12 protein-coding genes are annotated in these 13,562 nt (G+C 32.1%); 2 read left to right on the top strand and 10 right to left on the bottom strand.

Annotation, left to right across the window (positions count from 1 at the left end; genetic code table 11):
• Positions 1-41: 41 nt before the first annotated feature.
• The 5 genes from Q1B37_RS02930 to Q1B37_RS02950 all read right to left on the bottom strand — a co-directional run bounded on the left by Q1B37_RS02930 (position 42) and on the right by Q1B37_RS02950 (position 7,265).
• Positions 42-941: a prolyl oligopeptidase family serine peptidase gene (locus Q1B37_RS02930; protein WP_299895197.1), complete on the bottom strand. Its 900-nt coding sequence runs from the start codon at positions 939-941 to the stop codon at positions 42-44.
• A gap of 190 nt (positions 942-1,131) precedes the next feature.
• Positions 1,132-2,736, bottom strand: a complete 1,605-nt coding sequence (locus Q1B37_RS02935; protein WP_299895200.1) for a DEAD/DEAH box helicase — start codon at positions 2,734-2,736, stop codon at positions 1,132-1,134.
• A 116-nt stretch (positions 2,737-2,852) separates the two neighbouring features.
• Positions 2,853-4,037 carry an SNF2 helicase associated domain-containing protein gene (locus tag Q1B37_RS02940; protein ID WP_299895203.1) on the bottom strand — a complete coding sequence of 395 codons (1,185 nt, stop codon included), beginning with the start codon at positions 4,035-4,037 and terminating at the stop codon, positions 2,853-2,855.
• A gap of 105 nt (positions 4,038-4,142) precedes the next feature.
• Positions 4,143-5,312 (bottom strand): DegT/DnrJ/EryC1/StrS aminotransferase family protein, encoded by a 1,170-nt coding sequence (locus Q1B37_RS02945; protein WP_299895206.1) that lies wholly within the window; start codon positions 5,310-5,312, stop codon positions 4,143-4,145.
• 144 nt (positions 5,313-5,456) lie between these two features.
• Entirely contained in the window at positions 5,457-7,265 is a 1,809-nt protein-coding gene (locus Q1B37_RS02950) for a T9SS type A sorting domain-containing protein (RefSeq protein WP_299895209.1), read from the bottom strand.
• A gap of 210 nt (positions 7,266-7,475) precedes the next feature.
• On the opposite strand from Q1B37_RS02950, the gene Q1B37_RS02955 reads away from it, so the two are divergent.
• Positions 7,476-8,723, top strand: coding sequence for a glycosyltransferase N-terminal domain-containing protein (locus tag Q1B37_RS02955; protein WP_299895212.1), 1,248 nt, complete (start codon positions 7,476-7,478; stop codon positions 8,721-8,723).
• Here the strand turns inward: Q1B37_RS02955 and Q1B37_RS02960 are convergent.
• Positions 8,720-9,376, bottom strand: a complete 657-nt coding sequence (locus Q1B37_RS02960) for a DUF2461 domain-containing protein (RefSeq protein ID WP_299895214.1) — start codon at positions 9,374-9,376, stop codon at positions 8,720-8,722. The genes Q1B37_RS02955 and Q1B37_RS02960 overlap by 4 nt on opposite strands.
• A 107-nt stretch (positions 9,377-9,483) precedes the next feature.
• Between Q1B37_RS02960 and Q1B37_RS02965 the strand changes: the two genes are divergently transcribed.
• Positions 9,484-9,771 (top strand): hypothetical protein, encoded by a 288-nt coding sequence (locus Q1B37_RS02965; RefSeq protein WP_299895217.1) that lies wholly within the window; start codon positions 9,484-9,486, stop codon positions 9,769-9,771.
• An 80-nt stretch (positions 9,772-9,851) separates the two neighbouring features.
• Here Q1B37_RS02965 and Q1B37_RS02970 read toward each other — a convergent pair whose 3' ends face one another.
• The 4 genes from Q1B37_RS02970 to Q1B37_RS02985 are packed head-to-tail and all read right to left on the bottom strand — an operon-like array spanning position 9,852 to position 13,485.
• The gene (locus Q1B37_RS02970; protein ID WP_219006751.1) at positions 9,852-10,466 is read right to left on the bottom strand and encodes a deoxynucleoside kinase; all 615 of its coding nucleotides are present in this window, start codon (positions 10,464-10,466) and stop codon (positions 9,852-9,854) included.
• Positions 10,467-10,472: 6 nt separating this feature from the next.
• Positions 10,473-11,258: a hypothetical protein gene (locus tag Q1B37_RS02975; RefSeq protein ID WP_299895219.1), complete on the bottom strand. Its 786-nt coding sequence runs from the start codon at positions 11,256-11,258 to the stop codon at positions 10,473-10,475.
• A gap of 30 nt (positions 11,259-11,288) precedes the next feature.
• Positions 11,289-11,969, bottom strand: a complete 681-nt coding sequence (locus Q1B37_RS02980) for a response regulator transcription factor (protein ID WP_299603231.1) — start codon at positions 11,967-11,969, stop codon at positions 11,289-11,291.
• Complete coding sequence (locus Q1B37_RS02985; RefSeq protein ID WP_299895222.1) at positions 11,962-13,485, bottom strand: HAMP domain-containing sensor histidine kinase; 1,524 nt, start codon at positions 13,483-13,485, stop codon at positions 11,962-11,964. Before Q1B37_RS02985 ends, Q1B37_RS02980 begins: the two co-directional genes overlap by 8 nt.
• Between the last annotated feature and the right edge of the window lie 77 nt (positions 13,486-13,562).

The following is a 13,562-nucleotide window of genomic DNA, read 5'->3' on the forward strand; positions in this document are numbered from 1 at the left end:
TAGATTATGATTTCTTTTAGAATTATTGCAGCTCTAAACAGTTATCTCCCATGGAATTCCATGTTGGGTAATGGAGTGTCTTCTTTTAGATAGGTGTTGAACCAGTGAATTACATCTTGGTCTCTTTCTTCTCTAAACTGGCTGATACCATGATCTGCTCCTTCATACACTTTTAATCTGTATGGGATTCTGTATTTTTCTAATTCTAGTGCTAATTGTAAGGAGTTTGTGGATTTTACTCTCCAATCAGCATTGCCATGTAATAATAGGATTGGAACTTTAGGAGAAAATTTATCTGCCCATAAAACTGCAGATCTTTTTTCTAGTTCCTCTTTTTTGTTTTGAAGGTAGTTAGGAATTAATTCTTCATACACTCCTTTTTCCATATTAGGACGATCAATAGTTCGTAAATCAGACTTTGCACCTCCTACTACTGCTGCTTTAATGACATCTGTTTTAGTTAAAGCAATATATGTCATCATTCCACCGCGACTCCAGCCATACATACCTATTCGATTGGTGTCGGCTTTTGGTAATTCTTCGACTACTTTGGTAAGATTTAAAATATCATTTACATCGTTACCACCAAATTCTTCCATGCCTTCGCTTTTACCAGATCCTCTATAGTTGCATCCGATCACAATATAACCTTCGTTTGCTAATTGGGAGAATATGTAAGCGGCAGGGAGTTTCATATCACCTCTAAATAACTGTAATGCTCCAAAGTCTCTATTGCCACCACGATTGTAGATAATCACAGGATACTTTCCTTCTTTTTTAGGAATCGCAGCGAAAGCCTGGATTTTTAATCCATCACTGAGATAAGTGATTTCATGCATATCTATATTTTTAAGAAAGTGAACCCCATCTTTGAATGTAGACTTGGTGTTGTCAGAATATAAATGAGGATAATCCTGCCAACTGATTTTTTGTTGCTCCATTATTATTGATTCCTGAGAAGAACAGGAGCCAAAATTGAAAGCAATTATAAGTAAGGCTAAAATGTATTTTATATTCAAATTGTATATCATGTTTTTCTTTAATGACAGATGAAAAGAAATAATATTACAACAAATCCTTACTACTGCAAAAAATAAAAATTGCCATGATTATATTTTTCAAAGTCTAAATCTATTTCAATAATTCTTCCAGATCATTTTCTATATAGTCTGGGATGGTATTAATATCGATGATTTCTTCAGAAAGATGTTGTTTTCTTTCTTGTAGTTGTACTATTTTTTCTTCGATAGTATTTTTGGTAATAAAGCGAGTGACCATTACATTATTTTTTTGTCCAATACGATGTGCTCGTGCTACTGCTTGTTTTTCGATAAAAGGGTTCCACCAAGGATCTAATAGTAACACGTAAGATGCTTTGGTGAGATTTAACCCAACACCTCCTGCTTTTAGAGAAATAAAGAATAGAGAGATCGAATCATTTTCCTGAAAATCGCAAACTATTTTTTCTCTATCCGAACTTTTGGTTTGACCGGTAAGGCTAACAAAAGAAATGTTTTGAGCCTTGCACCATTCTTTATAAATATCTAAATGAGAAACGAAAGAGCTAAAGATTAATACTTTTTTACGTGATTTTATCAAAGTATCCAGATAAGATATAACATCTTTAAACTTTCCAGAAGGATTTTCGGTTTGAGAATCCACAAGTTTTGGGTGATTAGCTAATTGTCTTAAATTGGTAAGTGTATTGAGTATATGTATTTTGTTTGTTCCCTCGGTATCTATTCCTAATAATAAATTTCTGGCTGCGGATTTTTGAGCTTCATACGCTTTCTCTTGAGCAGGTAACATTTCTGTATAAATAACTTGTTCTGATAGTTCTGGTAAATCTTTAGCAACCTGTTCTTTGGTTCTTCTTAAAATAAATGGTTCTATTAGTAATTTAAGTTCTTCAATTCGTTCTTGGTTTTGATGTTTTTCTATAGGTGTTTTAAAATGATCTTTAAAAAACGGAAAACTACCGAGCATACCAGGATTAATAAATTCCATTTGTGACCAAAGATCGGATAGAGAGTTTTCTATAGGTGTACCGCTTAACGAGATTTTATGTGTTGCTTGTATTTCATTTATAGCTTTAAAGATTTTAGACTCTTTGTTTTTTATTTGCTGACTTTCATCTGTAATGATATAATTAAACTGTGTTTTTTGGAGTATGTTAATATCCTTAGATAAAGTTGTATAGGTAGTTAAAATAACATCATAGGTTTCTAAATACGGGGCTACCTTTTTTCGATCACTGCCAGTGTATTTTGTAATGGTTAAATGAGGTGCGAACTTTAATATTTCCTGAGCCCAATTAAAAACAAGTGATGAGGGCAAAACGATTAAAGCTTTTAGATATGTTTTTATTTCCAAAGGATCACTAAATAAATCTAAACGAACGGTTTGTACAGCATTCGGTTCTGGAGTTAAAAGTTCTTTAGTGAATACTAAGGTTGCTATTGTTTGCAAGGTTTTTCCAAGTCCCATATCATCAGCAAGACAAGCACCTAATTGGTTTTGTTGGTGTTTTATCAACCATTTTATGCCTTCTTCTTGGTACGGTCGTAAGGTAGCTTTTAGTTTGGATGATGGTTGATACGTTTCGTCCGGAATTGTATCGATTTCTAATTCTGTAGGAGGAATAATCTCTGTTAATAAGGTGTAATTACCCTTGTTTACGAGAATAGTTTCATCTTTTATGGTACTAAAATTCGCTATCTTTTTATATCTAGTCATCCATTCTAAAGGAATGATAAATACAGAAGAATTACTTTCTAATGGGAAAAAGCGATTATTAGCTTTGATGTAAGGAATAAATCTTGAAAAAGGAATCTCTTGATTCCCAATCTGAACTATTCCTTTGATATCGAACCAGTCATTTTTTTTTTATGTTGCAATTCTAATTGATGCGAATCTAGAGTAACTTTTTTGTCGTCGAAATCAGGAAGAGTAATATCGAATCCTTCTAACTCTAACTCCTTATGATTTTTTTGTATCCAATTAAAAATAGCTAAAGGATCATCAGAATTGTCTGTTTCTAATAAGAGATTAGAATTTAGGGTTAATCCTTTTGCCGTCAATCGCGCAATAACTTCTTTTTCTGCTTCTGCATCTCTTTTGGTCTGAGTAATCTGAATTTCTTCATTTGCTCCAAAATGCACATCAGAAGAGGTTTTTTTATTACTATGATACTCAAAAGCTGCTTCTCCATAATCGAAAACAACTTTCGCAACAAAATTTTCAGTAATAAAATCCTGGATCACTTCTATTTTGTAGGATGCTATGTTTTTGTGTATCAGTATCTCAAAACCATTTGCAATTACATCTACATTTTTAATTACAGGAAGAATAACTTTATCCAAATACGTTTTAATGTGTTTTTTTGCAATGGTTATTTTTTCTTTACTAAAAAACGGTTTTAATTTATTAGCATTTAAGTTATTGATGTGATAAACCGTTTTGTCAATAGAAATCCAAGAAGGTTCATTTAACAATATTTGAATGCTATGATTTTGCGGAACTATGACACGTTCTTCTTCCTTAAGCGTAAATGCGTAATCGATACCATCTTCTGTTTTCGTGAATTCTAGAATAGGATGTAATGTATTAGCTCCTATCGATAGTCGATGTACTTCAAATGGATCTTTTCTTTGCGCATTATGAATGATTGGATACTCATTTTCAATAACTAAAGCATAGAAAGAGGTAAGCTTATCATGTATGTGGTTAATAACCACATCTTTAATCTTAGGTTCTTTTAGGATATCCGCCAATCCAAAAGTTTTTCTTTTTTTAGCGGGTCTAAATTTTTGTTCTAAAACTGCAACTTTTAAACTGGAGCAGATTTCCAGTAACTGTTCATGAGCCGTTTCTAAATAAGGAATACCAAAGCTGTCTAGAATTGCAGGAGTTGCTTGTTTTTCTACGTACCCAAGACCATTTGGTTTTATAGGTACGATATATGCTTCTGGTAATGGGGGAATTCCTGGTAGATTGGCATGATCAACCAGATTATAACAGATACAAAGTGAATCCATTTTGGGTGGTTTATATGGTTGTATTTAGTTGTTTAAACTAAAGGTGTTGTTATCGTTGGTAGCATAGAATGAAATTTACGCTCCATTCTATCCTACAAGTTAAGTTTATTTTGAGACAAAATCAATTACTGTTTTAGTAATGAAGTCAATTTGTTCGTCATCCAATTCTGTATGCATTGGTAACGAAATTACTTCTTGTACTAACTGATTCGTTACTGGGAAATCATCTTCATTATAGCGATCGTCTAGATAAGCCTTTTGTTTATGTAATGGTATTGGATAATATACACCACAAGGAATTCCAGCTTCATTTAAATGGTTTACTAAAGCATCACGATCTGCATGAAGTACACGAAGGGTATATTGATGAAATACGTGGCAATTACAGGTATCACAAATAGTATCAACTCCAGTTCCACAGCTATTTCCTTTTACTTTTGGGGTTACGATGTTTTCGATACCTTCAAAAGCTTTACTATATTTTCTAGCAGCTGCTCTTCTTGCATTATTATAAGAGTCTAGATTAGGTAGTTTAGCTCTTAGTACAGTAGCTTGTATAGAATCCAAACGAGAGTTTACTCCAACTACATCATGATGATATCGCTTGTACATACCATGATTTACAATACCTCTTATGGTATGAGCTAATTCATCATCATTTGTAAAGATAGCGCCTCCATCTCCGTAACATCCTAAATTTTTAGAAGGGAAAAAAGAAGTAGAAGAAACATGTCCAATAGTTCCTGTTTTGGCAACGTTTCCATCAGCAAACTTATAACTAGAACCTATCCCTTGGGCATTATCTTCTATCACATAAAGATTATGTTCATTGGCAATAGCCATAATTTCATCCATATTAGCAGCTTGCCCAAATAAATGAACGGGTACAATTGCTTTTGTATTCGGTGTTATTGCCTTACGAATAGCTTCTGGATTTATATTAAAAGAATCTTCTTCTACATCAACTAAAACAGGTGTAAGCTGCAATAAAGCAATTACTTCTACTGTTGCTGCGAAAGTAAAATCAGCAGTGATTACTTCATCTCCAGGTTTTAAACCTAGTCCCATCATTGCTATTTGCAATGCATCCGTACCATTAGCACAAGGAATTACGTGTTTTACAGCTAAATATTCTTCTAATTCCTTCTGAAAACTATGGACTTCGGGACCATTTATAAAGGCTGCAGATGAGATTACTTCCTGAATCGATGCATCTACACGTTCTTTTATTTGTTCGTATTGACCCTTTAGGTCAACCATTTGGATCTTCTTCATGAGATGTGTTTTGTAACTGGACGAAAGTACAAAATAATGAAGCCACTGCCAATGTGATCATACATTTTGATCCGTTTTTTATTAACGAATAAGCTCAAAATTGAATCCCACTGGCAATAGTCTTTGTATGAATGGCTTACATTTTTACTCCTTTACAAATTTTACTACTTTTTCCTTGTTGACTTGTAATAGATAAATACCTCTGGATAGTGATTGAAGATTATTAGAGATATCATATTTCGAATTTTGATTGGTAGGAATTACAAAATCCTTAATTCTTTTTCCACTTATATCATAAATTGCTAATGTAATTTGATCACTATTGTTGGTATATCCTGTTAGTGTTAAAATAGCGTTGTCTTTAACTGAGTTTGGAGTAATAGTTAAAGATTTTTCTGTTGTTATTGGGGTGTTTGTTTCTTCAGTATTCATGGATTTATAGATATCCCCAACCACAAATCCAGAAATAATACTTCTTTTAAAATTACCTTCGCTTTCAGAATTTAAAAATAAACTGTAAACCCCATCATCTAGTCCTTTGGTATTAAAGTAAAAGCTTCCATTCTTTTTATTAAAGCTAATTAATTGTGGATCATTTTCTTGTGCGGCACCATTTATTTCTGAAGTTTTTATAATCATACCGCGAACTTCGGTATTTCTAAGTAGTTGTTTGTCTTTTTGCTCTGCGATAATGTCAACTTTTAATATCGGAAATACATCTTTAGGTTGATGTTCTAACTTCATGGTAATACCATTATTTTGTTTTATGAATGCGGCAAAGCGAGAATCACTTTTTAATTGTTGTTTGTTATTAGTTACAGTGATGATGGTCTTGTGCTCTTCCTGTTGTTGAGGTTTTAATAGTTCAGTCTTTTTTTGGTTTTCTAAAGTACTGGTAAATTGAGCCTCAGCGTTTTCGTGAATGATCTCTGCCACTGCAAATGTTGAATTTTTATCAAGTGTAATTTGGTCATATTCATTTTCGGAATGGATCATATAGTAATTACTGGTTGTAATATAATTATTCGAGATAGTTGAGCTACGTGTATTGGAACTTCTTTGGGATCTATTTTGCAAATAGGATTTTACATAAGGCCAACTAAACTGTCCAAAGCTAACATCTAAATGATCAAAAAATGCACGATAATCATTTTTACGGAATACATACTCTCCACCAGGCCTTAGGGTACTTGAATAAGGTGCTACGCCATCATTAGCTCCTTGTACAGGTAATAAAACACCTCCAGTTAAAGTAAAAGCTGCTCTAGCCAATAGATTAGATCCAGTGAAATATCCAGAAGCACCTAAGATGACAAATTTATCTGGTTCATTATTTTCATTATTGTCTAAATATGGTCTAACCACATCTCTACAATAATAGGTGGTAGAGGTCCTTGCTCCCTCATTAAGTCCTGTTAATCGCCAAGCCCAGTTTAGCCATGGCATTTGAGAAATATCTGCTAAATATGTTCCCCAATAGGGCGTCCCTAAAGCAAAAACCTGAGATACTTGATTTTTCTTACCATATGCTATCATAGCTGCTTCTGCAGCTTTTCCTCCATTACTATGAGCAATGATAGTTACATCAGAAACATTGTACTTTGTAGTAACGATATCTATGGATTCTGCAAGTAATTCTCCATTAACCCATATACCACCTCCTCTTGTTGTAGCTACAAAAACGGCTTGATAACCTTCTTTATAGGTTTCTTTATAAAAAGAATTATCAAATAAAAATTGATTTTGATTCAGATCAATATAGCCATGATTAAATAGGAGAACTTTTCCATTATAATTTGGTGGAGTAGCACCATAATGAATAGTGGATTTAAAAAGAGGTCCTATAAAAAAAGGATTTAGTTGATCTGGTTTTGGTAATTGTACTTCGGTAAAGCTTTGAGCAAATAACAAGGTACTGGTCAATAAGGTAATGAGCGTAATTTTTAATTTCATGGAGTTTGAGTTTGTGTGAATATTAATGTTAAATTAATAAAATTAGATTAATAATATTAACAAAAAATTAATTAAATTATTAAAAAATTAAATTAAATGTATTTTGTAATGATTTATGAAGAATTTCTATTACACTTTTTTGAAAATAGGATTTGACTATTTTTTTATAGGAAAGAGCTGTATTTTAGCAGCAGATAAAAACCTAGACTCTTGAATTTTTTATACAATGTTTTCATAGCTGTATTTAACAGTTTGCTTCCGATTATTGGATTGTTAAGCCCCAAACTCAAATTATTTGTTCAAGGCAGAAAAACAGTTTTTGAGGTTTTAGAAAAACGTATAGAATCTGAAGATCAAATTATTTGGTTTCATTGCGCTTCTTTAGGAGAATATGAACAAGGAGTACCTGTTATGGAAGAATTAAAAAAGAAGCACTCAAACTATAAACTTTTGATTACTTTTTTCTCTCCTTCTGGATATGAAATTAAAAAGAATAGTACGTTGGCAGATATTATCACGTATCTGCCGATAGATACTAAAAGAAATGCGAAACGGTTCGTTCAATTGGTAAATCCGAAACTTGCTGTTTTTGTGAAGTATGAGTTTTGGCCAAATTATCTGAACGCATTAAAAGTTAATGATACTCCTATTAGTATTATTTCTGCAGCGTTTAGAGAAGATCAGTCATTTTTTAAATGGTATGGAGGTTTTATGAGAAATGCCTTGCAAAAAGTAGAGCACTTTTTTGTGCAAGATACAACATCTAAAAATTTACTTGAAACAGTTGGGTTTACTAATGTTACCATAAGCGGAGATACACGTTTTGATAGAGTTTCTCATCAGATTGAAATGGATAATAAGGTAGATTTTATCTCCAATTTTATTGATAATAGAATTTGTATCGTTATTGGAAGTTCTTGGCCGGAAGATGAGGAAGTGTTTGTTGATTTTATAAATCAAGCTCCCAAAGATGTTTGTTTTATTGTTGCTCCGCACGAAATCAAGGATAGCGGTGTACAGAAATTGAGACAAAAGCTTACATCAAAGACTGTTCTTTTTTCCGAAAAAGAGGGGAAGAGCCTGAAAGAATATTCGATATTTATAATGAATACTATTGGGTATTTATCACGTGTGTATAGTTATGGTGATATCGCTTATGTAGGTGGAGCCATGGGTACTTCAGGATTACATAACATCTTGGAACCTGCTACATTTGGAATCCCCATTATTATAGGACAAAATTTTGATAAGTTTAGAGAAGCAAAACAACTTCAGAAATTAGCTGGATTGTTCTCAGTTACTAACACTACGGAATTTACCAGAATTATGAATAAGCTGATCGAGAATAAAAAATTCAGACAGCAAACAGGAATGATCGCAGGTCATTTTATTAATAGTAATACAGGTGCTACTCATACCATAATGGAATACTTAAGTATGAAACTAGAACAGGCTTAAACAGTTACGGCTTGTCGTAAGTATCTTCTAAACGGAAGCATTTCTAGATACACTTCGATTACTTTTTCTGTAAAACCTGGTTGTAGTACTTCATCTTGTTCCAGTTCATAGGCTACCGCAAATGTTTTCTTCTGCAATAGATTGATATATTCATGATCCATCGCATAACCTTTGGGTGCTTTGGTAAGGTTATTACCGTCATCATATAAATCACCAAACGTGTTTTTAAAGCTTTTTTTATTGATAATTTTAATCAATTCTTCTCCATTGTAATCAATCGCTTCTCTAATACTATTTAAAACTTTAGTATCGGGACGCCAAAATCCTCCTGCCAGGACACATTGTGAAAGACCAATCTCTATATAAAAATCTCCTTGTTTAGAAAGCTGATCCAATCCAGCGCCAAAATGATCTTTATAAACAGGCTTGTTAGGATGAAAAAGAAGATTATTATTAATACGGTTAATACCTTTTTTACCAGAAGTCGGAAAATAATCAGGATCAATTTTTATAAGTTCTATTTCTACATCATCTAGCCAATTGATGAAAAAATTTCGTACTTCTTGATACCATTTTCGATTAGCATCCATCCATTCTTTGTGATTATTTTGTTGTAATTCTGAAAGAAAATGAAATAAATCGTTGAAATTCATTATGTTAAAAAAATTAAGAATTTTTGTGAAAACATTACCAAGGTAATAGAAATAGTGGGATTAGAATACCGTTATACCCATATAATAACAACTAAAATTTTTTTATTATGAAAAAAGTAATGTTAGCCTTAGCGTTTTTATTTACTTTAAATGTAATGTTTGTTTCTTGTAGAGATACAAATAAAGAAACAGAAACTACAACTGAAGAAACCAGCGAAGTACAAAAAGAGGTAGAAACTTCTATAGAAGAAGCTAAAAAAGACGCTGCCGAAGTTGAAAAAGAAATAGAGCAAGCAGTAAAAGAAGCTGGAGAAGAAGTAGAAAAGTCTTTAGAAAAAGCAGTTAAAGAAGACGATTCAAATACAGAAAATGAGGGTGGTGAACAAACATCTTAAAACCTGTTAGAATAAAAGAGACTTACTGAAGTAAGCTAAAAAAGAAAGACCTTTCTAATCGAAAGGTCTTTTTTATATTTTTAGAATAAACCGTTTAATTCTGCATCAATACGGTTAATAATATTTCCGAGATCTTCAGGGTTATCTACAAAGTTTAGATGGTCAACATCTACAATAAGTAAATTTCCTTTGTCATAACCATGTGCCCAAGCCTCATAACGCTCATTAAGACGACTCAAATAGTCAATGCTGATAGTGTTTTCGTATTCGCGTCCTCGTTTATGAATTTGAGCCACTAGGTTTGGTATGCTACTTCTTAGATAAATCAATAAGTCTGGACCTTCAACAACACTTTCCATAAGGTCAAATAGTGATCTGTAATTTTCAAAATCGCGATTAGTCATTAATCCCATGGCATGAAGGTTAGGTGCAAAGATATATGCATCTTCATAGATCGTTCTGTCTTGTATGATATCTTTTCCGCTTTCTCGTATTTCAAGAATTTGTCTAAAACGACTATTTAAGAAATAGATCTGTAGGTTAAAAGACCAACGCTCCATTTTGTTGTAAAAATCTTCTAAATAAGGATTTTCTAAAACATCTTCGAATTGAGGTTCCCATCGATAATGTTTGGCCAATAATTTAGTTAGTGTTGTCTTTCCGGCACCAATATTTCCTGCAATGGCTACATGCATAGTTGATTAATTTTTTCGGGGTGTTAGGTCAAAACTGTAAATAGTACTTTGTTGGTAAATATAAAGGATTTCATTAGTAACATGAAACTGTTTTATATGAATTTCCGGAAGATTTATTTTTTCGATTTCTTCCGTCTTCGTTCGATAATAATATAAACCATCTTCTTTTTGAAGAATTAAATCGTTATTAATAATCTTTATATTTTGATATCCTTCTTTTTGTATCTGGCGTAATAAGCTTCCATAAATATTATACTGAGTTAAGGTTTGATCCGTAAGAACCCAGCAGTAATTAAAGGTGCTTTGTAACGATTTTGGAAGTTCATTTAAAGGTTGTGTCATAACCAATGTTTTTTCAGAAACAGTATTGAAAATATCCAGTTGTTGTGTGTTATTGTCAAAAATCCAAACACTGTTATCATTGGCTGGAGTCATTAAAGAAACATTTTTAAACTCTGCTATAGTATTAAAATTTACACGATCGATTTCTGATAGATACTTGTCTACGGTAACTAATGTATTCGAGGTTTCATAGAATAATACAATTTTTAAAGGATTTAAAATAGATACTTGGGTAAGTTCACCCAAAATAAAATCACCAAATTGCCATTCTTGATTGTTCCATTTTTTATAAAAAATATTTTCTTTTTGATAATAAATAGCACCAAAAGAATCTACACCTAAAAATATATCCGCATTTAAAGAAATAGAATCATTAAGGGTGACATTTCTTTGTGCGAAACTGATTTGTATAGATGCAACTAGAATAAAAAACAGAAGAATTTTTTTCATGAATCAGCAAAGTACAAAATAAGACCAGTTTTAACAAACTAACTTATACCCAAAACCTCGTACATTAATAATCTGAATAGCATCATCTTGTTTTAATTTCTTTCTAAGCTTAGTGATAAATACGTCCATGCTTCTACCATTAAAGAAATCATCATCTCCCCATAATTTCTTTAAAATCATAGAACGATCCAATACCTGATTTTTGTTTTTGATCAAATGAAAAAGTAAATGTGCTTCTCTATGGGTTAACTGATGAGATTCATCCTCGAAAGTAAGTGTTTGTTTCGGGAAATCAAAAGTGTACTTGCCTACAGTTAGCGCTTCCGAATTTTGTTGTGTTCTGGTTCTGTGCAACAGATTATTAATGCGAACAATTAACTCTTCCATGCTAAAAGGTTTTTTAAGATAATCATTACCACCAATTGTAAAACCTTCTACCACATCTTGTGTTTGTGATTTTGCAGTAAGAAAAATGATGGGAATCGTATCATCCTCCAATCTGATTTCTTTTGCCAAAGTAAATCCATCTTTTTTGGGCATCATCACATCTAACACCAATAATTTAGGGGAAATAGAAGAATATAAAGCGTAGGCTTCTTCACCATTTTTAGCGAGATGTACTTTAAAGTTTCTTGTTTCCAAACTTTCCTTTATAATCTGACCCAAAGAAGGTTCATCTTCTGCAAGTACGATTTCAACAATATTATCCATTGGGTAGTGTTATTTTAAAATTAGTATGACCTTGATCTAGTAGTAAAGCAATGGTTCCTTCGTGTTTTTCGATAATGGTTTTCGTATAAAATAAACCAATGCCAAATCCTTTTACATCATGGGTATTCCCTTTAGGAACTCGATAAAATTTTTCAAAGATTCTATCTTTCTGAGATTTCGTTAGAGAAGTACCATTATCTTTTATCTCTAAAATAATATTAGGATTGGTGTTTTGTAAAGAAACTTCAATATGATCACCACCATATTTAATAGCATTGTCAATAATATTATTAATAGCATTTTCAAAATGAAATGGATCTACCTTTTTCCAAATATTGTTATGTGAACTCTCAAAATTTATTTCCTTTTCACTCGTATTAGCTTGATATCGACTAATAATAGTTTGCGTTAAATCCACTAAGTTGATTTCTTCAAGGTTTAGTTCCAACTCCTCACTATTAAGAGTAGCAGTTTCTAATATTTTTTCTACCATAGTGTTCAGTTTTCCTAACTGATCAGAAGACATTTCTACATATTTTTTTGTTTTTTGTGGATCATTTTCTGTATTAAAATTTTGAATCCCCTCTAGTGCCGCGCTAATAGTAGCGATTGGCGTTTTAAATTCATGAGTAATATTACTAATCAAATCATTTTTTAGTTCTGCCAATTGCTTTTGATGATTAATAATTCTGAGTAGATATAATAAGCATCCAATAACAGCCGCTACCAGAAGAAAAGATAATACGATACCAATCAGGTTTTTCTTTAGGATAGGAAGTGTCGTATTTGTAAAAGACATTTCTAAAGAACTTCCTCTGGGTAAGTAAGAAGATTTCGTTTTGGTAGTTAGATCTGACCTACTTATGATGTCAGGATTGAACATATATGAAGCTCCTCTTTTATCCTGAAATGTAATGCCGTAAGAGATGCCTAGTTTTTTGCGCTGTAATTGATCTGCAATTATAGTATCTAAAGTTTTTAAGTTTAACGAATCTTCACTAATCGAGATAATGATTTTTGAGGTTAATTGTTCGAAAGCTTTTTGTCTGGATGTAAATATCTTAGGTAGATTTAGCGTATCTGTATATTCTAAAATCTCTAAAGTATCTGGACAAGGACTGTTTTTACAAGGGTTGATACTATTCAAACGATCCATGCTATCTACAGAAATACCTCTGTAAATTTTAATGTCGCTATGATCTAATCCTTCAGAAAAAGTATAACTCTTAAAGTCAACAGTGCCCGAATCTATTTCTTTAAGCAAACTTCTAAAACTATTTTGTTTGAGGAAAGAATTGATATTAGAGGAATCTGAAGAAAACCCAATAGTATTTTTCTCTGCTAAGTCTGTGTAATATTGATCTACAGCATGATCCAAACTTATTTGTACTTCATTGATTAATTGTTGTTTACCAGCAATATAGTTTTTAAAATTCCAGTAAACCTGGATACTTAATGTAACCAGAATTACAAAGACAATAAAGTATAAGATATTTTTATAACGATTCTTTTGCATACCCCAAAAATAGGATTCTTAAATGATATAAAATGAATCGGTTAACACTCGTTAACACTGGTTAACGGTTTTGTTTG

It is taken from the genome of uncultured Aquimarina sp., assembly GCF_947492965.1.
GTDB lineage: Bacteria > Bacteroidota > Bacteroidia > Flavobacteriales > Flavobacteriaceae > Aquimarina.

What these genes read in the sequence shown, in the direction of transcription:
- Q1B37_RS02930 (WP_299895197.1), bottom strand. Translation starts at nt 941, where the DNA reads ATGGAGCAACAAAAAATCAGTTGGCAGGATTATCCTCATTTATATTCT.
- Q1B37_RS02965 (WP_299895217.1), top strand. Translation starts at nt 9,484, where the DNA reads ATGAAAAAAGTAATGTTAGCCTTAGCGTTTTTATTTACTTTAAATGTA.
- Q1B37_RS02970 (WP_219006751.1), bottom strand. Translation starts at nt 10,466, where the DNA reads ATGCATGTAGCCATTGCAGGAAATATTGGTGCCGGAAAGACAACACTA.
- Q1B37_RS02985 (WP_299895222.1), bottom strand. Translation starts at nt 13,485, where the DNA reads ATGCAAAAGAATCGTTATAAAAATATCTTATACTTTATTGTCTTTGTA.
- Q1B37_RS02960 (WP_299895214.1), bottom strand. Translation starts at nt 9,376, where the DNA reads ATGAATTTCAACGATTTATTTCATTTTCTTTCAGAATTACAACAAAAT.
- Q1B37_RS02945 (WP_299895206.1), bottom strand. Translation starts at nt 5,312, where the DNA reads ATGAAGAAGATCCAAATGGTTGACCTAAAGGGTCAATACGAACAAATA.
- Q1B37_RS02935 (WP_299895200.1), bottom strand. Translation starts at nt 2,736, where the DNA reads ATGACTAGATATAAAAAGATAGCGAATTTTAGTACCATAAAAGATGAA.
- Q1B37_RS02975 (WP_299895219.1), bottom strand. Translation starts at nt 11,258, where the DNA reads ATGAAAAAAATTCTTCTGTTTTTTATTCTAGTTGCATCTATACAAATC.
- Q1B37_RS02940 (WP_299895203.1), bottom strand. Translation starts at nt 4,037, where the DNA reads ATGGATTCACTTTGTATCTGTTATAATCTGGTTGATCATGCCAATCTA.
- Q1B37_RS02980 (WP_299603231.1), bottom strand. Translation starts at nt 11,969, where the DNA reads ATGGATAATATTGTTGAAATCGTACTTGCAGAAGATGAACCTTCTTTG.
- Q1B37_RS02950 (WP_299895209.1), bottom strand. Translation starts at nt 7,265, where the DNA reads ATGAAATTAAAAATTACGCTCATTACCTTATTGACCAGTACCTTGTTA.